Source organism: Sphingomonas sp., from assembly GCF_036388435.1.
Lineage (GTDB): Bacteria > Pseudomonadota > Alphaproteobacteria > Sphingomonadales > Sphingomonadaceae > Sphingomonas.
The window spans coordinates 30,740-51,980 of the sequence record NZ_DASVRV010000042.1 but is presented as its reverse complement, the minus strand read 5'-3'; the positions used below and the strand labels follow the sequence as shown (position 1 = coordinate 51,980).

At 70.0% G+C, this 21,241-nt stretch carries 18 protein-coding genes; 6 read left to right on the top strand and 12 right to left on the bottom strand.

Going from position 1 to position 21,241, the window contains the following annotated elements; genetic code table 11:
• Positions 1-55: 55 nt before the first annotated feature.
• Together VF592_RS08870 and VF592_RS08865 are read right to left on the bottom strand one after the other, a co-directional pair.
• Positions 56-2,563, bottom strand: a complete 2,508-nt coding sequence (locus VF592_RS08870; protein WP_331005259.1) for a penicillin-binding protein 1A — start codon at positions 2,561-2,563, stop codon at positions 56-58.
• 47 nt (positions 2,564-2,610) lie between these two features.
• Positions 2,611-3,837, bottom strand: coding sequence for an N-acetylmuramoyl-L-alanine amidase (locus tag VF592_RS08865; protein ID WP_331005258.1), 1,227 nt, complete (start codon positions 3,835-3,837; stop codon positions 2,611-2,613).
• Between the two features lie 466 nt (positions 3,838-4,303).
• On the opposite strand from VF592_RS08865, the gene VF592_RS08860 reads away from it, so the two are divergent.
• From VF592_RS08860 to VF592_RS08840, 5 genes are all read left to right on the top strand, one after another.
• A complete protein-coding gene (locus tag VF592_RS08860) occupies positions 4,304-7,096 on the top strand; it encodes a ribonuclease E/G (RefSeq protein WP_331005257.1) in 2,793 nt (930 codons plus the stop codon).
• 136 nt (positions 7,097-7,232) lie between these two features.
• Positions 7,233-8,573: a M48 family metalloprotease gene (locus VF592_RS08855; RefSeq protein ID WP_331005256.1), complete on the top strand. Its 1,341-nt coding sequence runs from the start codon at positions 7,233-7,235 to the stop codon at positions 8,571-8,573.
• Positions 8,573-9,277: a DsbA family protein gene (locus tag VF592_RS08850; RefSeq protein ID WP_331005255.1), complete on the top strand. Its 705-nt coding sequence runs from the start codon at positions 8,573-8,575 to the stop codon at positions 9,275-9,277. Before VF592_RS08855 ends, VF592_RS08850 begins: the two co-directional genes overlap by 1 nt.
• Positions 9,278-9,285: 8 nt before the next feature.
• A complete protein-coding gene (locus VF592_RS08845) occupies positions 9,286-10,227 on the top strand; it encodes an ABC transporter ATP-binding protein (protein WP_331005254.1) in 942 nt (313 codons plus the stop codon).
• A complete protein-coding gene (locus VF592_RS08840) occupies positions 10,224-10,988 on the top strand; it encodes an ABC transporter permease (RefSeq protein WP_331005253.1) in 765 nt (254 codons plus the stop codon). The genes VF592_RS08845 and VF592_RS08840 overlap by 4 nt, the downstream gene beginning before the upstream one ends.
• 4 nt (positions 10,989-10,992) lie before the next feature.
• Here the strand turns inward: VF592_RS08840 and VF592_RS08835 are convergent, their stop codons facing one another.
• The 7 genes from VF592_RS08835 to VF592_RS08805 form a co-directional block, all read right to left on the bottom strand.
• Complete coding sequence (locus tag VF592_RS08835; RefSeq protein WP_331005252.1) at positions 10,993-12,840, bottom strand: M61 family peptidase; 1,848 nt, start codon at positions 12,838-12,840, stop codon at positions 10,993-10,995.
• A gap of 60 nt (positions 12,841-12,900) precedes the next feature.
• Entirely contained in the window at positions 12,901-13,650 is a 750-nt protein-coding gene (locus VF592_RS08830; protein WP_331005251.1) for a CPBP family intramembrane glutamic endopeptidase, read from the bottom strand.
• Positions 13,650-14,630, bottom strand: coding sequence for a class II fructose-bisphosphatase (glpX, locus tag VF592_RS08825; protein WP_331005250.1), 981 nt, complete (start codon positions 14,628-14,630; stop codon positions 13,650-13,652). Before glpX ends, VF592_RS08830 begins: the two co-directional genes overlap by 1 nt.
• Positions 14,631-14,691: 61 nt before the next feature.
• The gene (locus tag VF592_RS08820; RefSeq protein ID WP_331005249.1) at positions 14,692-15,450 is read right to left on the bottom strand and encodes a hypothetical protein; all 759 of its coding nucleotides are present in this window, start codon (positions 15,448-15,450) and stop codon (positions 14,692-14,694) included.
• A complete protein-coding gene (locus VF592_RS08815; RefSeq protein ID WP_331005248.1) occupies positions 15,447-16,016 on the bottom strand; it encodes a DUF1993 domain-containing protein in 570 nt (189 codons plus the stop codon). The genes VF592_RS08820 and VF592_RS08815 overlap by 4 nt, the downstream gene beginning before the upstream one ends.
• Positions 16,017-16,297: 281 nt before the next feature.
• Complete coding sequence (locus tag VF592_RS08810) at positions 16,298-17,095, bottom strand: 2,3,4,5-tetrahydropyridine-2,6-dicarboxylate N-succinyltransferase (protein ID WP_331005247.1); 798 nt, start codon at positions 17,093-17,095, stop codon at positions 16,298-16,300.
• Positions 17,092-17,757 carry a pyrimidine 5'-nucleotidase gene (locus tag VF592_RS08805; RefSeq protein ID WP_331005246.1) on the bottom strand — a complete coding sequence of 222 codons (666 nt, stop codon included), beginning with the start codon at positions 17,755-17,757 and terminating at the stop codon, positions 17,092-17,094. The genes VF592_RS08810 and VF592_RS08805 overlap by 4 nt, the downstream gene beginning before the upstream one ends.
• 90 nt (positions 17,758-17,847) lie before the next feature.
• Between VF592_RS08805 and VF592_RS08800 the strand changes: the two genes are divergently transcribed.
• Positions 17,848-18,846 (top strand): LLM class flavin-dependent oxidoreductase, encoded by a 999-nt coding sequence (locus VF592_RS08800; RefSeq protein ID WP_331005245.1) that lies wholly within the window; start codon positions 17,848-17,850, stop codon positions 18,844-18,846.
• On the opposite strand, the gene VF592_RS08795 is transcribed toward VF592_RS08800, so the two are convergent.
• The 3 genes from VF592_RS08795 to VF592_RS08785 all read right to left on the bottom strand — a co-directional run bounded on the left by VF592_RS08795 (position 18,843) and on the right by VF592_RS08785 (position 21,202).
• On the bottom strand, positions 18,843-20,150 hold the full coding sequence (locus tag VF592_RS08795) for a HAMP domain-containing sensor histidine kinase (protein ID WP_331005244.1): 1,308 nt from the start codon (positions 20,148-20,150) through the stop codon (positions 18,843-18,845). The genes VF592_RS08800 and VF592_RS08795 overlap by 4 nt on opposite strands.
• A 73-nt stretch (positions 20,151-20,223) precedes the next feature.
• Positions 20,224-20,886: a response regulator transcription factor gene (locus tag VF592_RS08790; RefSeq protein WP_331005243.1), complete on the bottom strand. Its 663-nt coding sequence runs from the start codon at positions 20,884-20,886 to the stop codon at positions 20,224-20,226.
• 13 nt (positions 20,887-20,899) lie between these two features.
• Entirely contained in the window at positions 20,900-21,202 is a 303-nt protein-coding gene (locus VF592_RS08785) for a PepSY domain-containing protein (RefSeq protein ID WP_331005242.1), read from the bottom strand.
• Positions 21,203-21,241: the final 39 nt, after the last annotated feature.

Genomic DNA, 21,241 nt, shown 5'->3' with positions numbered 1-21,241 from the left:
GAACCGCGATCCGGCGCGACCCCGGCCCGTGCCGGGATGACGATATGGCCCCCGGCTAGTAGATTCCGCCCTGCCTTTGCAAGAAATCGCTGTCCTGGGCACGCTCTACCCGTTTCGGGCCGGCGGTGGGACGCGCGGTGGGCGCGGCGGCAGGACCCGTGCGACGACGCGCGCGGCGTTCCTCGGCCTGGGGCTTGAACGCTTCCCAGATCACCGCGGGCTTGGGATCGGTGCCCGTCGGCCAAACGCCGTACACCGGGCGGCCCGAGCCACGGTCGACGCGGACCATGCGGATGCCCGGCGGCGCACGGAACACCTTCTTCTCCAGCCCCTCATAGGCCTTGACCGCGAACTGCTTGAAGATCGGCGCGGCGAAGGTGCCGCCCTGGACGCCGCCCAGATTCTGCGGCTGGTCGTAGCCGACATACAGCCCGCCCACGAACTGGGGCGTACCGCCGATGAACCAGACATCGGTCGGCCCCGTCGTCGTTCCCGTCTTGCCGAAGATCGGGCGATCCAGGTCGCGCAGGGTCGTCGCGGTGCCGCGCTGGATCACGCCTTCGGTGATGTGGACCATCTGGAACGCCGTCTGCGCGTCGATCACCTGGCGCTGGCGCGAGGGCGGGCGCGGCATGGCGCGGCCGTTCCAGTCGGGGGCGTTGCACCCGTCGCAGGGGCGCCACCGCTCGGGCAGGATCACCTTGCCGCGCCGGTCCTGGACGAAGTCGATCACGGTGGGCGCGTTGCCCCGGCCCCCGTTCGCCAGGATCGCATAGGCGTTGACGATGCGCGCGACGGTGGTCTCGCCCGCGCCCAGCGCGTTGGCGAGGAAGGGCGGGTAGCTGCCCAGCCCCATGCGCTTCATGGTGTCGACGACGTGCGGCATCCCGACCTGCGACGCGGCGCGCACCGTCATCAGGTTGCGCGACTGCTCGATCCCCCAGCGCATGGTGTGCGGGCCCGATCCGCCCCCGTCGAAATTGCGAAAGCATTTCTGCCCCAGCCGCGCCCCCTGATAGACGCAGAACGGCCCGTCGACGATGATCGACGAAGGGGTCATCCCCCGCTCCAGCGCCGCCGAATAGACGATCGGCTTGATCGTCGAGCCGGGCTGGCGCAGCGCCTGGGTGGCGCGGTTGAACGACTGGAGCCGGCTGTCGAAGCCGCCCTGCATCGCCAGGATGCGACCGGTCGCCGGCTCCTCGACGACAAAACCGCCCGACACGCGCGGGATCGAGCGGAGCGACCAAGCGCCCCCCTCCGGCGCGACGGCGATGACGTCGCCCGCCTTCAATGCGGCAAAGGCGGTGCCGCCCTGGCCGCGCACCGGTATCTGCGCGGCGTAGGCGGGGAGCGTGCCCGTCTGGCCGTTCGCGAAGCCGATCTCCCACGCAGCTCCCGCCCGCGCGATCGCGATCGCCGCGCGCCAGTCCTTGTGGTCGAGCGCGATGTTGGTGCCGACCAACGCCTGGAGCCAGTCGCCGCCGTCAATATCGAGTTGCTTGATCGGCCCCGACCAGCCGCGCCCGCGATCATAGCGCAGCAGGCCGTCGCGCAACGCTTCCTGCGCATAGCCCTGGAGCCGGGGGTCGAGCGAGGTGCGCACCCATAATCCGCCGGCATAGACGCTATAGGGACCGTTCTCGCTATTCTCGCCGTAGCGGTCGACGAGCTGGCGGCGCACCTCCTCGACGAAATAGCCCCCCACCGGGTCGAGCCGCGCGGTCTGCGACGCGATCAGTCCCAGCGGGCGCGCAGCCGCGTCGGCGCGCTGCGCGGGGGTGATGAAGCCGTTGCGCTGCATCTCCGACAGGACGAAGTTGCGGCGGGCGATCGCGCGGTCGGCGTTACGGGCGCGACCATAGGTCTCGGGCGCCTTGGGCAGGATGGCCAGGAACGCCGCCTCGTGCACCGCCAGCTGGCCGACATCCTTGCCGAAATAGGCGCGCGCCGCCGCCTGGACGCCGAAGCTGCGCCGGCCGAGCGGAATGCCGTTGAGATAGAGTTCGAGGATCTGCTCCTTGGAGAGCGCGTCCTCGATCCGGTAGGCCAGGATGGCCTCGCGCGCCTTGCGGATATAGCTCACCTCGTTGGTGAGGAGCAGGTTCTTGGCGACCTGTTGCGTGATCGTCGACGCGCCGATCGGGCGGCCATCGTTGCGCAGGTTGCTGATCAGCGCGGAGACGATGCCGGGATAATCGACCCCGCCATGCTCGAAAAAGGTCCGATCCTCCGCCGCCAGGAACGCGCCCACGAGCAGCGACGGATATTCGGCATAGGACAATTCGACCCGCCGCTCGCGCGCATAGGCGTGGACGGGAGCGCCGTCGCCCGCGCGGACATTGGTGGGCAGCGGCTGCTCGTAGGAGCGCAAGCTGTCGACCGAGGGCAGGCCGCGCCCGACCGCGACGATGAGTGCGAGCAGCGAGATCAGCCCCAGCGCGGCGAGCGCGGCCAGCCAGCGCACCCAGCGGTGGGTCCACGCCGAACGCAGCAGGGTGGCGGCACGGCGGGCGAACCGGTGCAGCGGCGGGCGGGCGATGGGAGGAGTGTGGGACGCCATGGTTACAGGCGCCGCTATCTAGCAGGTTCGGCGGGACGGGGAAGCCGCTACCGCGCGGCCATGCGGCGCGCGAAATGGACCTCGACCGCCCGGCGGACGCTTTGGGCGACGCGCTCGCGGCCGTCGTCGCTCGCCAGGAAGGCGGCGTCGGCCGGGTTGGAAATATAGCCGGTCTCGAACAGGACGCTGGGCATGTCGGGGGCTTTCAGCACCATCAGTGACGCCATGCGGTGGAAATTGGCCTTGACCGGGATGAGCGGCCTGGCCTCGCGGCCCAGCAGGCGGGCGAAGCCGGCGGACAGGTTCATCGTCTCGCGCTGGGCGAGGTCGATCAGGATCGACGACACGTCGCCCGCGGCCTCGCCCAGGTCGACGCCCGCGATCACGTCCGCCTTGTTCTCGCGCGCCGCGAGCCGCGCGGCTTCCTTGTCGGACGCGACTTCGGACAGGGTGTAGGCCGAAGCGCCGGTCGCGATCGCGGCGCCCGCCGCATCGCAATGGACCGAGATGAACAGGTCCGCCTTGAGCCGCCGGGCGATGCCGTAGCGCTCGCGCAGGACGAGGAACCGATCGTCGTCGCGCGTCAGCGCCACGCGCACCCGCCCGCCCTTCAGCAATTCGTCGCGGATCGCCTTGGCGATGCGCAGCGTCACCTCCTTTTCGCGAAGGCCTTCCGGGCCGATCGCGCCGGGATCGGCGCCGCCATGGCCCGCGTCGATCACCACCAGCGGGCGGTCGGCGTCGCCGCGTATCTCGGGCAGCCTGGCCCGGCGCGCGGGCGGGACCGCCTGGGTCACCTTGTACCGGGGCGCGCGCGAGCCGAGGCCGGGGATGAAGCTGAGCGGCCCCGTCAGGCTCGCCCTGGCGAAGCGGCGGGCGTCGACCTCGCGCAGTTTCAGCGTCAGCTCGCGGCCGTCCTCGCCCAATTCGCCTTCGGACACGATCGCGGGCTCGGCCAGGTCGAAGACGATCCGGGTGCCGCCCTTGCGCGCGGCTTGGCGGACGGCGGCGACCGGACCGGCGGCGGTGGCGACCGATCCGGGGTTTGCGCCGTTCACGTCCACCGCGATACGGCGCGGGCCGTCCAGGATGAAGCTGGCGGCGCGCTCGACGGCCTCGTCGAAGCGGATCACGATGCGGTCGCCAGCCACGTCGATCCGCGCGACGGTCGCCGCGAGCGCATGGGCCGGCAGCAGCCACGCCAGCAGGGCCAATGGCATCAGCATGGCGCGACCATGAAGCGGGTGCGCGGCGCCGGTCCAGCGAAATTGCATCGAAACCCCTTGGCCGACCAACGACATCGGCCCGTTCCTCTACTTCGACCGACCGAATCCATGGTTTCCAACCACGGTTAACGGGCCGTCAGGGTTTTCGCGCAAGAAGAAGCGGCGCGGACCACCGGTTGCGGCACCCGATGGGTGGTGCTACCGATGAAGCGCACCAGTGTGTCGCGCGCGGTATCCGTCGCGAGCCTCCCTGGTCGTTCACGGCGCGGGCGCCCTTCATGCCCCGCCATTCAGGTTGACGCCCGCATGACGTATCTTCCCCTTTCGCATTCCCGATCGGCTCCGGCCGGTGGGAACGCGACCGGGGAGCAGCGGAGCCCCAGGCTCCGCCATGCGCCGCGGGCGGACGCATCACCCACCCCAGCGGCGGGCCCCAGGCCCCCCGCCCCACATCGCGCGCGGCCCCCAGCTCCCCCGGGAGCGGCAGGCGGCCTGCGCGCGTGGAGACCCATTCATGACCACGCGTATGCTGATCGACGCACGCCACCGGGAAGAAACCCGCGTTGCCGTCGTCAAGGGAAACCGGATCGAGGAGTTTGACTTCGAATCCGCCGAGCGAAAGCAGCTCAAAGGCAATATCTATCTAGCCAAGGTCACCCGCGTCGAGCCGTCGCTCCAGGCGGCGTTCGTCGATTATGGCGGCAACCGGCACGGCTTTCTGGCCTTTTCCGAAATCCACCCCGATTACTACCAGATCCCCAAGGAGGATCGCGAGGCGCTGCTGCGCGAGGAGGCCGAACACGCCGCCGAGGAAGCCGCGCTGCTCGCCGATCTGGACGACGACGAGGACGATTCCGAGTCGGGCGAGACCGCCGGCGACGACCACGGCCATGACGACGATCTGGACGACGCCGCCGACGAGGAGGGCGCGTTCGACGACGAGGGCGAATCCCGCCCCGCGCGCACCAAGGGCAAGAGCGACCCCCAGGTCGAGGCGCTGCGCGAGCGCCGCTCGAACCTGCGCCAGCGCTACAAGATCCAGGACGTCATCCGGCGGCGCCAGGTGCTGCTGGTCCAGGTCGTCAAGGAGGAGCGCGGCAACAAGGGCGCGGCGCTGACCACCTATCTGTCGCTCGCGGGCCGGTATTGCGTGCTGATGCCCAACACCTCGCATGGCGGCGGCATCAGCCGGAAGATCTCCAATGCCGGCGACCGCAAGCGCCTGAAAACGATCATGGCCGAGCTGCAGCTGCCGCCCTCCATGGGCTGCATCGTCCGCACCGCCGGGCTCCAGCGGACCAAGGTCGAGATCAAGCGCGACTTCGATTACCTGGCCCGGCTGTGGGACGGCATCCGCGAGAAGACGCTGCAATCGGCGGCGCCCGCGCTCGTCTACGGCGATTCGGACCTGATCAAGCGCGCGATCCGCGACATCTACAACCGCGATATCGACGAGATCGTGGTCGAGGGCGAGGAAGGCTATCGCCACGCCCGCGAGTTCATGAAGCTGCTGATGCCCAGCCATGCGCGGCGCATCCAGCATTATTCGGACCCGATCCCGCTCTTCCAGCGCGCCCATGTCGAGGATCAGTTGGCGGCGATGTACCACCCGGTGGTGCAGCTGAAATCGGGCGGCTATCTGGTCATCAACCCGACCGAGGCGCTGGTATCGATCGACATCAACTCCGGTCGCTCGACCCGCGAGCATAATATCGAGCAGACCGCGACCGCGACCAATTTGGAAGCCGCGGCCGAGATCGCGCGTCAGCTGCGCCTGCGCGACATGGCGGGGCTCGTCGTCATCGACTTCATCGACATGGACAACGGGTCCAACGTCCGAAAGGTCGAAAAGGCGATGAAGGAGGCGCTCAAGAATGATCGCGCCCGCATCCAGGTCGGCCGCATCTCGTCCTTCGGGCTGATGGAGATGAGCCGCCAGCGGCTGCGCACCGGCGTGCTGGAGGCGTCGACGCGGGGTTGCCCGCATTGCGAGGGCACCGGGCTGGTCCGCACCGCCTCGTCGGCCGGGCTATCGGCGCTGCGCCTGATCGAGGACGAGGCCGCGCGCGGGCGCGGCTCGCTGCTGACGCTGCGCGCGAGCCAGGAAGCCGCGATCTACGTGCTCAACCGCAAGCGCGCCGACATCGCCGAGATCGAAGATCGCTACGGCGTCTCGATCGAGGTCTTCCCCGACCGCGAGGAGGAAGGCGCGCGCATGTCGGTGGAGGCGTCGGGCCCGCCCCCCGCCCACGCCCCGCGCTTCGAGGCGCCGATCCAGGAGCTGGACGACGACCTGCCCGAGGAGATCGAGGAAGAGGAGATCGAACTCGAGGCCGAGGAGGAGCCCGAGACCGAGGCGCGCGGCGAGGAGCGCCAGGCGCGGCCGCCGCGTCGCGATCGCGAGGAGGGCGGAGAAGGCCGCGGCAAGCGCCGTCGCCGTCGCGGCCGGCGTGGTCGTGGTCCCGACGAGCCCCGGACGGGCGACCAGGACGCGCCGGTCGGCGATGCGGAAGGCGAACTCTCCGAAGTCGAGCCGGAGACCGACGAGCAGGTCGGGACCGTGGCCGACGTCGCCGCGGCACCGGTCGCCGAAACGGGCGAGGGCCGGCGTCGGCGCGGACGCCGCGGCGGTCGTCGTCGGCGCGGTGAAAGCGGAAGCGAGGGTGGCGAGGCCATGGGTGGGTCCGCCGGTCAGGACGGTACGACCGACGAGCTGGACGTCGCCGCGACCGACATCGACGCCGACGATGTCGTTGAGCCGATCGAGGCGGCGGATGCGGGCCATATCGTCGACGCGCTGACGCTCGCCGATGTCGATGCGGACGCGGCACCCGCGCCCAAGCGTCGCCCCCGTGCCCGCAAGCGCGCGGTTGACGTGACCACCGAGGTCGAACCCGTCGCCGGGGAAGCCGCGTCCGCCGCCGAGCCGGAAATGCCGGTCGAGGCGGAGGAGCCTGCACCCAAGCCCCGGCGCTCGCGTCGCAAGGCGCCGACCACCGAGGCGGCTCCGGAGATGCCGGTCGCCGATGCTGCGCCCGAGATCGGGCCCGAGGTGGAAGCCGAGAAGCCCAAGCGCCGCGCGCCGCGTCGCAAGGCCGCGGCCGCGGGCGAGGCGACGGACGCCGCGCCCGCCGACGATATCGGGGAGATGGAACCCCGGGTCGAGGCGGCGACGCTGGAAGCGGGCCAGGACGGGATGGTCGATCCCGCCGAGGCGCCCGACGCCCCCGCCGATGATGCCCCCGGCGCGTCGGAGGAGGCCGGATCGCCGCGCCGCGGCTGGTGGCAGCGCACCTTCGGCGCATGATCCGGTGCCCGGCCGGGCTTCATCGCGGGTTCACCCGAACCTGCCGATGGAGCCCGGCCGCCATCGCCCGTGCGGGAGTTCGTAAACCGTTCAGGCGTTATGCGACCGACATGAGGCCGTCTTTTCGGGGTATCGCATGAAGCGTGTCGTTTCCGCCCTGGCCGTCGCGGCGGTCCTGTTCGTGCAGCCGGCGAGCGCGCAGTCGATCCTGCGTGACGCGGAGACCGAGGCGCTGTTCGCCGAGATGTCCAACCCGCTGATCAAAGCGGCGGGGCTCAGCACGCGCGACGTGCGCGTCGTGCTCATCAACGACGAGTCGATCAACGCCTTCGTCGCGGGCGGCCAGACCGTGTACGTCCATTCGGGGACGCTCCAGAACGCCGATACCGCCAACGAGGTGCAGGGCGTGATCGCGCACGAGATCGGCCACATCACCGGCGGCCACGTCCCGCTGGGCGACCGCATGTTCAAGGGCGCGACGGGCATCTCGCTCCTGACCATGGTGCTCGGCCTGGCGGCGATCGCCGCGGGCGGGGGCGCCGCGGGCGCGGGGATCATGGCGGCGGGCCAGCAGGCCGCGATGGGCAGCTATCTGGCCTTTTCGCGCCAGCAGGAGGCGTCGACCGACGCGGCCGGCGCGAAGTTCCTCAACGCCGCCGGAATCAGCGGGCGCGGTTACATATCCTTCTTCGCCAAGCTCCAGCAGCTCGAATATCGCTACGGCATCACGCGCAAGATGAGCTTCATGCTCGACCATCCGGTATCGAGCGAACGCATCGCCAACCTCAACGACACGCTGAAATCCGCGCCGAGCTGGGGCAAGCCGTCCGATCCCGGGCTCGAGGAGCGGTTCCGGCGCGTCAAGGCCAAGCTCGCGGGATACGTCAACAAGCCCGACCGGACGCTCCAGGCCTATCCCGAAACCGACAAGTCCATCTATGCCCGCTATGCCCGCGCCTATGCGTGGCACAAGGCCGGTTATCCCGACAAGGCGAACGCCGAGGCCGACGCGCTGGTCGCGGCAAGGCCCAACGACCCCTATTTCCTGGAAGTGAAAGGTCAGATCCTGCTCGAATCCGGCCGCCCGCGCGAGGCGCTGGCACCCTTGCGGGTGGCCGCCGAGGGATCGCGCAACAATCCGCTCATCTCGACGACCCTGGGCCATGCGCTGATCGCCACCGAGGATCGGACCAACTATCCCGAGGCCGTGCGCGTGCTGCGCACCGCCGTCGGCCGCGACGACCAGAACCCGTTCGCCTGGTATCAGCTCGGCACCGTGTACGAGCTGTCGGGCGACACGGCGCGCGCCGCGCTCGCCACCGCCGAACGTGCGAGCATGACGGGCGACGCGCGCACCGCCGTCGCCTCGGCGCGTTACGCCATGGCCAATATCCCCGCCAATTCCGCCGACTGGGTCCGCGCGCAGGACATCGCCATGACCTCCGCCGACGCCGCCGCCGACAAGAAGAAGCGGTGATGCGCTGGCTGCTTCCCGCGGTCGCGCTCGCCGGGATCGCGGCCGGCGCCGGGGCGATGTGGGCAGCGGCGGGCGCCCCCGCCCCGACCGAGCGCGCGCGGATCGAGCGCGTAGTGCGCGAGTACATGCTCGCCCATCCGGAGATCATCCCGGAGGCGATGGGCCTCCTCCAGTCGCGCGAACAGGGCCAGGCGGTCGCCAAGGCCGGGGACGCGATCACCCGGCCCTATCACGGCGCGTGGATGGGCAACCCACAGGGCGATGTCGTGCTGGTCGAATATTACGACTATAATTGCGGCTATTGCCGCGCCAGCCTGCCGGTGATCGCCAAACTGATCGCGCGCGACCCCAAGCTTAAGGTCGTGTTCCGCGAACTGCCCGTGCTGGCCGAGTCGAGCCGCGACGCCGCGCGCGCCAGCCTGGCCGCGGCGCGGGCGAACCGGTTCAAGCTGTTCCACGACGCGCTTTATGCCGGTGGGCGCGTGACCCCCGCCAGCATCGCCGCCGCGGCGCAAAGCGCGGGCGTGACCCTGCCCGCCACCGACGAGTCGGCCGATGCCGAGATCGCCGGCAATTTGCGCGCCGCGTCGGACCTGGGCATCACCGGCACGCCGAGCTGGGTGGTGGGCGACCAGGTGCTGATCGGGGCGCAGCCGCTGGACCAGCTCGAAGCCGCGATCGCGCAAGCGCGACGCACCGGGTGATCCCGGACTTGGCCGACGCGATCCTGACCGTCTCCGGCATTTCCAAGATCTACAAGAGCGGGGTGGTCGCGCTCAAGCCCGTCGACCTCCAGATCCGGCGCGGCGAGATCTTCGCGCTGCTCGGCCCCAATGGCGCGGGCAAGACGACGCTGATCTCGATCATCTGCGGCATCGTCACTCCGACGACGGGAACGGTCACCGTCGAGGGGCATGACGCGCTGCGCGACTACAAGGCGGTGCGCCGCCGCATCGGGCTGGTGCCGCAGGAATTGTCGACCGACGCGTTCGAGACGGTGCTGGCCACCGTCACCTTCTCCCGGCGGCTGTTCGGGCGGTCGGGGCATGACGCCTATATCGAAGGCGTGCTGCGCGACCTGTCGCTCTGGGACAAGCGCCACAGCCGCATCATGGAACTGTCGGGCGGCATGAAGCGCCGCGTGCTGATCGCCAAGGCGCTCGCCCATGAACCCGATATCCTGTTCCTCGACGAACCCACCGCCGGAGTCGACGTCGCGCTTCGCCGCGACATGTGGAAGCTCGTCCACCGGCTGCGCGCGGACGGGACCACCGTCATCCTCACCACCCATTATATCGAGGAGGCCGAGGAGATGGCCGACCGGGTCGGCGTCATCAGCCGGGGCGCGCTGCTGCTGGTCGACGACAAGGCCGCGTTGATGAGCAAGCTGGGCAAGCGCGAGCTCCTCCTGACGCTCGCGGAGCCGATGGCCGCGATCCCCGCCGAGCTGGGCGACTGGTCGCTGACGCTGGAGGACGAGGGTCACCGCCTGCGCTACAGCTTCGACGCCAAGGCCGAACGGACGGGTGTGCCCTCGCTGCTGCGCCGGCTCGCCGATCTGCATGTCGGGTTCAAGGATCTGGAGACGTCCAAGTCGAGCCTGGAGGATATCTTCGTCGACCTGGTCGGCGCCGGGGACGGGAAGCTCCCATGACCAACTGGCACGGCATCTGGGCCATTTACCGCTTCGAGATGGCGCGCGCGCTGCGAACCCTATGGCAGAGCCTGGTCACGCCCGTGCTCACCACCTCGCTTTATTTCATCGTCTTCGGCGGCGCGATCGGGAGCCGGATGCAGTCGATCGAGGGGGTGGATTACGGGACCTTCATCGTCCCCGGCCTCATCATGCTGTCGCTGCTGACCCAGTCGATCGCCAACGCGTCGTTCGGCATCTACTTTCCCAAATTCAGCGGCACCATCTACGAACTGCTGTCGGCGCCCATATCACCGTTCGAGATGGTGCTGGGCTATGTCGGCGCGGCGGCGACCAAGTCGGTCGCGCTCGGGCTCATCATCCTCGCCACCGCCGCGTTGTTCGTGCCGCTGCGCATCGAGCATCCCCTCGCGATGATCGGCTTCCTGCTGCTGACCGCGGTGACGTTCAGCCTGTTCGGCTTCATCATCGGCATCTGGGCCAACGGGTTCGAACAGCTCCAGATCGTCCCCGCGCTCCTCGTCACGCCGCTGACCTTCCTGGGCGGGGCCTTCTATTCGATCGACATGCTGCCCGAACCGTGGCGGACGGTCAGCCTGTTCAACCCGGTCGTCTATCTCGTCTCGGGCTTCCGCTGGAGCTTCTTCGGCCGGGGCGACGTGGCGGTCGGCGTCAGCCTGGGCGCGACCGCCCTGTTCCTGCTGCTGTGCCTGGGCGCGGTCGCGTGGATCTTCCGCACGGGATGGCGGCTGAAGAACTGACCGCTCAGCCGCCCGCGTCGGCCCCCAGCCACGCGGCGCGGAACGCGCGCTGGGCCGGCGTCACCGCCTTGCCCGCCATCTCGTCGCGGACGATCTCCACCGCCGGGTCGGCCGCCGCGACCAGGATCGCCCGCTGCTCCCGGCCAAGCTGGCGAAAGACTAGCTCCACCCGCTCGCCGGGACGCAGCCGGTCCAGCGCCGCCGTCCAGCCGGGCACGTCGGCGACAGCCGCACCGCCCAGCGACAGGATCATGTCGTCCCGCTCGACCCCGGCCTTGTAGAGCGAGCTGTCCGGCACCGGCGGCTCGGCCAGCGTCACCCCGCCGGCCCCGGCCGCGACGCGGGTCGCGCCCAGCCAGCCCCGCCCCGCCCGCGCTGGACGCAAGGTCAACCCGGCCTGCGCGAGCAGCGGCGCGAAATCGGGCAGCGACGATCCCTCGACCGAGGCCGTGAAAAAGGCGCGCGCGAACGCCTCGTCGCCGGTGACCTGGGCCAGCGCGACGCGGAGATCGTCGGGCCGATAGGGCTTCTCCGGCTCGCCATGCGTCCGCCACAGCGTGCGCATGTAATCGTCGAGCGACCGCTCCGGAAACCGCGTCCGCAGCGACAGGTCGAGCGCCAGCGCGACTACCGCGCCATAGGGATAATAGGACACGAAGATGTGGGGGTTGACCGGATCGATCGACCGCGCCGCGTCGACGAAGGGCGCGCGCAGGCTCATCTCCTGCGGCGATCCGTAACGCCGCGCGGGGGCGTTGACGACGCCGCTCAGCGTCGCGCCCAGCTCCGCCAGATAGTCGTCGACCGGCGTCTCGCCCGCCCGGCGCACCGTCAGCGGGCCGTAATAGGAGGTGAAACCCTCCGCCAGCCAAAGCGACGGCGTCGGGTTGGCGCGGGTGAAGTCGAACGGTTCCAGCTCGGCGGGGCGGATGCGCTCGACGTTCCAGGCATGGGTGAATTCATGCGCCAGCGTCTGGATTTGCGCGAAATCGGCCTCGGCGAGCGAGCGGGTGTCGGTGATGATCGTCGAGTTGCGATGCTCCATCCCGTCGCCCGTCGCCCAGGGCAGATAATCCGCGATGAAGGTGTAGCGGCCATGGTCGAAGCGGGGCGGCCCGCCGAAAATGGCGAAATGCTGCTCGATGACGCGCCTGGTCTTGGCCGCGAAGCGATCCAGGTCGGCGGCGCTGCCCTGGTGGTGGACGGCGAGCCGGATCGTCTGCCGCCGCGCGCCCTCCCCCACCTGCCATTCGCGCATGTCGAAGTCGCTGAGCTCGGTCGGGCTGTCCATGAAATAGTGCAGGTCGGGCGCCCAGAAGCTGTTCGCCTCGCGCCCCTCGGGCAGCTGCGTCGCGGTCTTCCATTTCGGGTCGGGCGCGTGGAAGCGGACCCGGATCGGTCGCTCGTCATAGCCCGCCGCCCACAGGAAGGTCGCGGGCATGTTCAGATGCGCGTGGCTCCCGTCGATCTGCGCATAGGTGCCGTCGCCCTTGTCGCCGTAGAGCGTGTAGGCGACCGACACGGTGCCGTCATGCCCGGCGACCGACCACCCGTAAGGGTCGGTGCGCGTGACGGCGAGCGGCCGCCCCGCGCCGTCGGTCGCGGAGACCGAATAGACGTTCTTGGCGAATTCGTGGAGCGCGTAACGGCCGGGCGAGGAGCGCGCCATCTGGAAGCGCGCCGGCCCCGCGCGCAGCCCGCGATAGGTGACGGTGATCCGCGCTTCGTGATGGACCGCGTTGGGGAAACGGACATCATATTGGATCGGTCCGGCCGGCCCGGGGTCCTGCGCCTCCGCACCGGTCGCACCGGCAAGCATCGCTCCCGCCATTAGCCATGCGCGCATCATCATGCCGACCTCCGATCCCCCGTTCGTTCCTCGTCTAGCGCGACGCGGGCCGAACGGCACCCCCTACATCCGGCCCCTCGACGGGCGCACCCGCATCGCCAGCCACGGGCGGACGACCAGCCCGTTGAGGTCGATCGCGAGGTGGCAGAGGATCGCCAGCCACAGTGACCCGCTGGCGAGATAGATCGCCGTCAGCAGCAGCGCGCCCACGCCCGTCGCCGCGATGCCGACCGCTCCCTGATAGCGGTGCAGCGCCGCGAACGCCGCCGCCGCCGCCAGAAATCCCAGCGCCGCCGACCCGGACACCAGCGTCACGAGCAGGGGCAGCGCGAGGCGGAAATACAGCTCCTCCGCCACCCCCGCCGACAGCGCGAGCAGCGCCGCGGCGGGCAGCTCGCGCGGTGCGCGCGGCAGGCGCGGGGGACGACCGAGATGCGCCGGTCCCCGCCCCCGGCGCAGCCGCCGCCAGGCGAAGAGCGCGCCGCCGACCGACCCGAGCGCCAGCCCGAGCATCACCGACCAGGGCTCCACGGTCCCGAACCCGCGCGTCCAGCGCGCGACGGCGGCGAATTCGGGCGGCATCGTCCCGATCGCCCCGCCGCGCCCGAGCAGCAGCAGCGCCGCCAAGGCCGGCAGTCCGAAGGCCGGCCAGAGCCGCAGCGCCCAGGCGAGATGCGGCGCCCGGCCTTCGCGCGGGGGCAGTAGCCGGGCCGACAGGCTGGGCCACCCCAGCACCCGGCCCGCGATCTGGACCATCGCCAGCAGCAGCAACGGCGCGGCCAGCGACGCCGACCCCGACCCGGAGCACGGCATCAGCCGATGCGGTGCTCGCCCTTGACCCAGCGCACCGTGCCCGACGAGGCGCGCATCACGACCGACTCGGTGGTCATCGTCCCGCCGCGCCGCTTGACCCCGTCGAGCAGCGACCCGTCGGTGACGCCGGTCGCGGCGAAGATGCAGTCGCCTTTGGCGAGTTCGGTCAGATCGTACTGCTTGTCGAGATCGGTCACGCCCCATTTCGCCGCGCGCCCGCGCTCGTCGTCGTTGCGGAACAGCAGCCGGCCCTTGAACTGCCCGCCGATGCAGCGCAGCGCGGCGGCCGCCAGCACGCCTTCCGGGGCGCCGCCCGATCCCAGATAGATGTCGACGGTGGTGTCGGGGTTGGTCGTCGCGATGACGCCCGCTACGTCGCCGTCGCCGATCAGCATGATGCCGCAGCCCAGCGCGCGCAGCTCGGCGATCAGCGCCTCGTGGCGGGGCCGGTCGAGGACGCAGGCGATGATGTCGCCGGGCTCGACGCCCTTGGCGGCGGCGACCGCGCGGACATTCTCGCTCGGCGAGCGGTCGAGGTCGATCACGCCGTCGGGATAACCCGGCCCGACCGCGATCTTGTCCATATACACGTCCGGGGCGTTGAGCAGCCCGCCCTCCTCGGCGATGGCGAGCACGGCCAGCGCGTTGGGGCCGGCGGTGGCGCAGATCGTCGTGCCCGCCAGCGGATCGAGCGCGATATCGATGCGCGGCCCGGACCCCTGCGCCGATCCGACCTTTTCCCCGATGAACAGCATCGGCGCCTCGTCGCGCTCGCCCTCGCCGATGACGACGGTGCCGTCGATCGGCAGCTCGTTCAGCGCCTCGCGCATCGCCTCCACGGCGGCGGCGTCGGCCGCCTTTTCGTCGCCGCGCCCGACCAAAGTGGCCGCGGCGATAGCGGCGGCCTCGGTCACGCGCACCATTTCGAGCACGAGCACGCGGTCGAGGATGTTGGATTGGGCGGTCTGGTCGGTCGGCATCGGCATCTCCCTGTTGGCCCGGGCGATATGCGCGGGATGCGACGGGAGCAAGGCCGCCTCGTCAGGCGATCGCGTCCAGATGCGCCGCCACATAGCCGGTCACGTCGCCCACCAGCGACCCGCCGAAGCGCGGGTTGAGTTCCAGGATCATCGGACGATCCGCCTCCAGCTTGTAGTTGAAGCAGCATGTGCCCTCGAAGCCGAGCGCGTCGAGAATGGCGAGGCAGGTCGCCCGGGCTGGTTCCGGGTCGGCCGGATGGATGCCGCGCGCGCCCTGCGCCCCGCCCCGGATCGCGAGCGGATCGCCCATGTCGTAGCGATAGCAAAGCGAATAGCGCACCGCGCCGTCGACGCGCAGCAGGTGGAGCACATATTCGTCCATCCCCGCCACCGCGACCTGCGCGAAGCTGTCGGGAACGGGGGCGTCGTCCCCGGCCCCGCGCACCATGCGGATGCCCGCCCCGAAATCGCCCCGCCGCACCTTGCGGACGAACGGATAGGCGTCGGTGTCGTCGGGCAGCAGCGCCGGGATGGCGTCGCCGAAGCCGAGCGCGATCAGCCGCCGGTTGAACAGCAATTTGTCGTCGCACAGCGCGACCAGCTCGGGCGACGGCAGCACCGCCCGCCGCCGGTCGGCATTGGCCCGGCGCGCGGCGGCGAATTCCTCCAGCCGCAGCGGCACGACCAGGTCGAAGGGCGCGAAATCGGCCCCGTCGAACGCGGCGAACGCCACGTCGAAACGGTCATGGTCGACCAGCCGCTCGATCGCCGGGCGCTGGGTGCTGTGCTCGCCGAACAGGATGCGGGGTCTGCGGGTCATCGAGCGGAGGGCATCGTGCCCGGACGCAGATAGGCGAACATGTGGTTCACATAATCCGCCTTGCCGACATCGACCCCGTTGCCGCGCAGGATGGCGTAGGCGATCATCAGGTGGAAATAGAATTGGGGCAGCGTCCAGTCGCGGGCATAATCGTCGGCCGTCAGATCGAAGATCATGCCGTTCGGCAGGCCATGCTCGATCGGCCGGTCCGGCTCCCCGTCGAGCGCCGCCGGTTCCAGGCCGTCGAGCAGCGCGATCGTCTCCGCGATCCTCCCTTGCGCGTCCCTGATGGTGCCCGGCCGCTCCCCGCCATTCCGTCCTTCGTCGAGCAGCATGCCGATCGAGGGCGGCAACGCCTCTCCCCTCAACCTGAACACGGCTTCCTGCGCCTGGACGCAGGCGAACCGGACCTGGGTGGACAGGGGAAACATATCGGGCGCGAGACGCGCGGACAGCAAATTCTCCGCGTCACCTTCCGGCATCTGCGTTCGGGCCTTCTCCAGCCAGCCCGACAGCGTTCGCAGCATCTGCCGATAGGTCGGGACGAGCAGGTTCGTTAGCGACATGGCGATCTTCTTCCGATGGGGGTTGAGACGATGGTTGCGTGACGAAGCGCCTGCGACACCGTGTCCGCTTCCCAAGGCGACACGCCGAAAACCCTGTCCTACATCCGGCCATCTTGCCAAGGCTCGTGCTCGGGACACCCCCGCGCTCCTTGACAGCCGTGCATCAACCGCCCCACCGCCGGGAAGCCGGCGTCACCGTCATTCCCGTCGCGTCCGTCCCGTCGCGTCCGCGCCGACGATGCGTTTACGCCTGAACTTCCAGTGAACTTCCGCGGGCCCGCTCAGTCGCGCAGCAGGTCGTTGATGCTGGTCTTGCTCCGCGTCTGCGCGTCCACCCGTTTGACGATCACCGCGCAATACAGGCCCAGATTCCCGCCCGTCGATCCGGGCACCACCACCGAATAGGGCGGCACGTACCCCCGGTGGACCTCGCCCGTCGCGCGGTCGATGATCTTGGTCGACGCGCCCAGATACACGCCCATCGACAGCACCGCGCCCTCCCCGACGCGCACGCCTTCCGCGACTTCGGACCGCGCGCCGATAAACGCGCCGTCCTCGATCACGACCGGATCGGCCTGGAGCGGCTCCAGCACCCCGCCGATCCCCGCGCCGCCCGACAGGTGGACGTTCCGCCCGATCTGCGCGCAGGACCCGACGGTGGCCCAGGTGTCGATCATCGTCCCCTCGCCCACATGCGCGCCGATGTTGACGAAGCTGGGCATCAGGATCGCGCCCTGGCCGATATGCGCGCCGCGCCGGACCACCGCGCCCGGCACCGCGCGAAAGCCCGCCTGGCGGAACTCGGCCTCGCCCCAGCCTTGCCATTTGGACGGCACCTTGTCGAAGCCGCCGGGCATGACCCGGTTGTCGTTGAGGCGGAAGGACAGCAGCACCGCCTTTTTGAGCCATTGGTTCACCCGCCAGCCGCCCGCCCCATCCGGCTCGGCGACGCGCGCCTCGCCCCGGTCGAGCAGGTCGAGCGCCGCCTCGACCGCGTCGCGCGTCTCGCCCGTGGTGGCGAACCCCAGCGTGTCGCGCGCCTCCCAGGCGGCGTCGATCGTGACGGCGAGGTCGGTCATGCGGTCTCCAATATTTCGTTCAGCCAGGGGCCGAGCTCCGCGATGCGGTAGTCGATACCCTCCGGCGTCTTCCCAGGTGCCTGCTCCGACCCGTTATCGACCCACACCGTCGTCATCCCGATCGCCTTGGCCGGCGGCAGGTTGCGCGCCATGTCCTCGACGAACAAGGCGGCGGTCGGGTCGATCGCAAAGGCCTCGCACAGGCCCCGATATGCGCTCGGCTCGGGCTTGGGCGACAGGTTCATCGCCACGATGTCGTGGATGCCCTCGAAGCTTCCGCCCAGCCCCAGCCGGTCGAGGACCCTCAAGGCATAGGGCTTGTCGCCATTGGTGAAGACGAGCTTGCGTCCGGGCAGCCGCGCCAGCGCGGCGGCGAGCGGGGCGTCGTGCTCGAGCACGTCCATCTCGATGTCGTGGACATCGGCCAGGAAGTCGTGCGGATCGACCTGATGTTCCGCCATCAGCCCGGCCAGCGTGGTGCCGTGGCCGTGGAAGTACAGCTTCTGCACCCGCCGCGCCTCGACCTCGTCGACCGACAGCAGCCGCGCGATATAGGCGGTCATGCGCTGGTCGATCCGCGCGAACAGGTTCGACCGCGCGGGGTAGAGGGTATTGTCGAGATCGAAGATCCAGGTATCGATATGGGCGAGCGCAGGGACCATCGAGGGCGGCGTCTAGGGCGCGGGCGACGCGGCGGCAAGGCCGGCGGAGAGCCTCTCCCATCGGCTCATCGCCCGCCCTATATCGGCGACATGACCCCTTTCTCCTTTCTCGATCTCGTCCCCGTCGTCGAGGGCGGCACCGTGTCGGGCGCGCTCGCCCGCGCCGCCGACCTCGCCCGCCATGCCGAGGCGCTCGGCTTCAACCGCTATTGGGTGGCGGAGCATCACGGGATGGAAGGGATCGCGTCCGCGGCCACCGCCGTCGTGATCGCGCATGTCGCCGGGGCGACCACGCGCATCCGCGTCGGCGCGGGCGGCATCATGCTCCCCAACCACGCGCCGCTGGTCATCGCCGAACAGTTCGGCACGCTGGACGCGCTGTTTCCGGGCCGGATCGACCTGGGGCTGGGCCGCGCGCCGGGATCCGACCAGCGCGTCGCGCGCGCGATGCGGCGGACGCTGGCGAGCGATGCGAACGACTTCCCGCGCGACGTGATGGAGCTGCAGAGCTACTTCGCCGACGATGGCGCGACCGGCATCCGCGCGACGCCCGGCGCGGGGGCGCGGCCCGACCTGTGGATATTAGGATCGAGCACCTTCGGCGCGCAGCTGGCCGCCGTGCTAGGGCTGCCCTTCGCCTTCGCCTCGCACTTCGCCCCCGATTCTCTAGACATGGCCCTGGCGATCTATCGCCGCGATTTCCGGCCCTCGCCCGCGTTCGCCAAGCCGTACGCGATGGCGGCGTTCAACATCTTCGCGGCGGATACCGACGCGGAGGGCGAATATCTCGCCAGCTCGCAGCAACAGGCCTTTGTGGCGCTGCGCACCGGCAACCCGCGCCAGCTACCCCCGCCGATCAAGGGTTACCGGGAGAGCATCGGCGCGCAGGGGGCGGCGATCCTCGACCATGTGCTGCAATGCTCGGCGGTCGGATCGCCCGCCACGGTGGCGCGCGGGATCGACGCGTTCCTGCGGCGCACGGGCGTGGACGAGCTGCTGGTCGCCAGCGCGATGTTCGATCACGAGGCGCGCAAGCGCAGCCTGGCGATCACCGCCGAGTTGATGGGCGAGGTCCGCGCGGCCGCCTAGGTCGCCGCCGGCAGCCGCAATCGCACGAGCAGCCCGCCCAGATCCTCGCTCTCCTCCAGCGCGACCGTGCCCCCGTAGATCTCAGCCACGTCGCGTACGATGGCGAGGCCCAGCCCCGTCCCCGGCTTGCCGCTGTCGAGCCGGACGCCGCGGTCGAAGATGCGGTCGCGCTCCTCCGCCGGGATGCCCCGGCCGTCGTCCTCGACCAGGAATTCGACGAACCCAGCCTGCGCCGACACGGTGGTGAAGACGCTGCCGCCGCCATATTTTGCGGCGTTCTCGATCAGGTTGCCCAGCATCTCGTCCAGGTCCTGCCGCTCGACATGGACCTGAAGATCGCGCGGGCCGTCCACGTCGATGCGCACGTGGCGATAGAGCCGTCCGACCGCGCGCTCGACCGACTCCAGACTGGGCCAGACATCGGCGCGGCTGTGCGCGGAGCCCCGCCGGCCGACGGCGCGGGCGCGCGCCAGATGATGGTCGACCTGGCGGCGCATCGTCCGCGCCTCGCGCACCACCGTCTCCGCCAGGTCGTCGGCATCGGCCGTCGCGGCGTTCATGATGACCGTCAGCGGGGTCTTGAGCGCATGGGCGAGGTTGCCGGCATGGCGCCGCGCCTCCTCCGCCTGGCGCTCGTTATGCTCGACCAGCGCGTTCAGCTCGTCGACCATCGGCGCGACCTCGTCGGGCATCGCCGAGCCGATGCGGGTCGACACCCCGGCGCGCATCCGGGCGATCTCGTCGCGCACCTTGCGCAGCGGCCACAGCCCGTACAGCGTCTGGAGCGCGGCCAGGATGATGAGTCCCAGCGCCAGCAGCGCGAAGGAACGCACCAATGTGCGCCGCAGCGTGGCGATCTGCGCGTCGAGTCCGTCGCGGCTCTGCGCGACCTGGAACCGCCATTTGGCCGCCGAGCCGGGCAGGGTCGCGTCGCGTTCGGCGATGCGCAGCTTCTCGTCGGCGAATTGCGCGCTGTCATAGATATGGACGTCGCGATCGTCGTGCACGCGGCCATAGGCGAGCTGGCGATCCCAGAGCGAGCGCGACGGAAACGCCTCGCGCCCGCGCGCCGACACCTGCCAATAGGCGCCCGAGCCCGGCTCCAGGAAACGCTGGTCGGCGGGCTCGCGGTTGAAGATCACCTCGCCGTCTGGTCCGACCTCCGAGGTCAGGAGCAGCGACTGGAGCACATATTCGAGCTGGTCGTCGAAATTGCGCGTGATCGCGGTGGTGAGCACCCGGTCGAGCGCGAACCCGCCGCCGACCAGAAGCAGCGTGATCCAGGCCGCCGCGGTCAGGATCATGCGGCGGGAAAGCGAACCCGTCTTGCGCGACGGGGTCGCGTCCGGCGCTAGCTCCGCCACGGGCGGCCGTGCGTCACGCCGGCTCGTCGAGGCTATAGCCCAGCCCGCGAATGGTGGTGATCACGTCCTGGCCCAGTTTCTTGCGGATGCGCGTGACGAAGACCTCGATCGTGTTCGAATCGCGGTCGAAATCCTGGTCGTAGATATGCTCGATCAGCTCGGTGCGGCTGACCACCTTGCCCTTGTGGTGGAGCAGGTAGCTCAGCAGCTTATATTCCTGCGCGGTGAGCTTTATCGGCTCGCCCGCGCGGGTGACCTTGCCCGAGCGCGTGTCGAGGCGGATGTCGCCGGCATTGAGTTCGGACGAGGCGTTGCCCGACGCGCGGCGGATCAGCGCGCGCAGCCGGGCGATCAGCTCCTCGGTCTGGAACGGCTTGGCCACGTAATCGTCGGCGCCCGCATCGAGCCCGGCGACCTTGTCCGACCAACTGTCGCGCGCCGTCAGGACGAGTACCGGGGCCACCCGCCCCTCTTTCCGCCACCGGTCGAGCACCGTCAGCCCGTCGATCTCGGGCAACCCCAGGTCGAGCACGATCGCATCGTAATTCTCGGTGGAGCCCAGGAAATGCCCCTCCTCGCCATCGGTGGCGAGGTCGACGGCATAGCCGGCACCTTCCAGCGTGTTCTTGAGCTGCGTTCCGAGCGTGGGCTCGTCCTCGACGATCAATACGCGCATCAAATCCCTCTCGTCAGCGGCCGGTACGGCCGAGCACCTGGCCCGTGCGGCCATCGACCTCGATCCAGATCACTTTCCCATCGCGCAGGAATTTGAGCGTGTAAACCGCAGGGCCGTCGTCGAAGTCGAAGCCGAGATATTGCGCGCTGCCCATGGCGGGGATCACGCGCCGCTCGATCTCGCGCACGGGCAAAACCCGGCCCTCGCGCCGCGCCTCGAACGCGCGCCGCTGGTCGCTGTGATGCTGAGCGGGCTCGGGCGCGGCCGGAACAGGCGCGGAGACGATCGCGAACAGGAGAAGGGCCGACTTGATCATGGGGTGTGTTCTAGGGGCAACGCTTTGAACAGGCAGTGA

Excerpts from the sequence above, each read along its gene's own strand:
- VF592_RS08870 (WP_331005259.1), bottom strand. The coding sequence starts at position 2,563 with ATGGCGTCCCACACTCCTCCCATCGCCCGCCCGCCGCTGCACCGGTTC.
- VF592_RS08865 (WP_331005258.1), bottom strand. The coding sequence starts at position 3,837 with ATGCAATTTCGCTGGACCGGCGCCGCGCACCCGCTTCATGGTCGCGCC.
- VF592_RS08860 (WP_331005257.1), top strand. The coding sequence starts at position 4,304 with ATGACCACGCGTATGCTGATCGACGCACGCCACCGGGAAGAAACCCGC.
- VF592_RS08855 (WP_331005256.1), top strand. The coding sequence starts at position 7,233 with ATGAAGCGTGTCGTTTCCGCCCTGGCCGTCGCGGCGGTCCTGTTCGTG.
- VF592_RS08850 (WP_331005255.1), top strand. The coding sequence starts at position 8,573 with ATGCGCTGGCTGCTTCCCGCGGTCGCGCTCGCCGGGATCGCGGCCGGC.
- VF592_RS08840 (WP_331005253.1), top strand. The coding sequence starts at position 10,224 with ATGACCAACTGGCACGGCATCTGGGCCATTTACCGCTTCGAGATGGCG.
- VF592_RS08835 (WP_331005252.1), bottom strand. The coding sequence starts at position 12,840 with ATGATGATGCGCGCATGGCTAATGGCGGGAGCGATGCTTGCCGGTGCG.
- VF592_RS08830 (WP_331005251.1), bottom strand. The coding sequence starts at position 13,650 with ATGCCGTGCTCCGGGTCGGGGTCGGCGTCGCTGGCCGCGCCGTTGCTG.
- glpX (WP_331005250.1), bottom strand. The coding sequence starts at position 14,630 with ATGCCGACCGACCAGACCGCCCAATCCAACATCCTCGACCGCGTGCTC.
- VF592_RS08820 (WP_331005249.1), bottom strand. The coding sequence starts at position 15,450 with ATGACCCGCAGACCCCGCATCCTGTTCGGCGAGCACAGCACCCAGCGC.
- VF592_RS08815 (WP_331005248.1), bottom strand. The coding sequence starts at position 16,016 with ATGTCGCTAACGAACCTGCTCGTCCCGACCTATCGGCAGATGCTGCGA.
- VF592_RS08810 (WP_331005247.1), bottom strand. The coding sequence starts at position 17,095 with ATGACCGACCTCGCCGTCACGATCGACGCCGCCTGGGAGGCGCGCGAC.
- VF592_RS08805 (WP_331005246.1), bottom strand. The coding sequence starts at position 17,757 with ATGGTCCCTGCGCTCGCCCATATCGATACCTGGATCTTCGATCTCGAC.
- VF592_RS08800 (WP_331005245.1), top strand. The coding sequence starts at position 17,848 with ATGACCCCTTTCTCCTTTCTCGATCTCGTCCCCGTCGTCGAGGGCGGC.
- VF592_RS08795 (WP_331005244.1), bottom strand. The coding sequence starts at position 20,150 with ATGATCCTGACCGCGGCGGCCTGGATCACGCTGCTTCTGGTCGGCGGC.
- VF592_RS08790 (WP_331005243.1), bottom strand. The coding sequence starts at position 20,886 with ATGCGCGTATTGATCGTCGAGGACGAGCCCACGCTCGGAACGCAGCTC.
- VF592_RS08785 (WP_331005242.1), bottom strand. The coding sequence starts at position 21,202 with ATGATCAAGTCGGCCCTTCTCCTGTTCGCGATCGTCTCCGCGCCTGTT.